1 rRNA gene is annotated in these 289 nt (G+C 60.9%); it reads left to right on the forward strand.

The features are described from left to right. Nucleotides 1–289: ribosomal RNA gene (locus AC27E8_RS00300) — 23S ribosomal RNA — on the forward strand; the annotation flags it as partial.

Consider the following 289-nt stretch of genomic DNA (forward strand, 5'->3'; position numbering starts at 1 on the left):
TAAGGCTTGGTGGAGCGCATGGAAGTGAGAATGCCGGTATGAGTAGCGAAAAGAGGGGTGAGAATCCCCTCCGCCGAAAGCCCAAGGTTTCCTGGGGAAGGCTCGTCCGCCCAGGGTCAGTCGGGACCTAAGGCGAGGCCGAAAGGCGTAGCCGAAGGAGAACAGGTTGACATTCCTGTACCACCGTAGGCGTTTGAGCGAAGGGGTGACGCAGGAGGACGAGGGAAGCGGCCGGATGGAAGAGGCCGTCCAAGCAGCGAGCGTGGGGTGTAGTGAAATGCGCACCCTG

It is taken from the genome of Alicyclobacillus sp. CIJ1 (assembly GCF_057538885.1).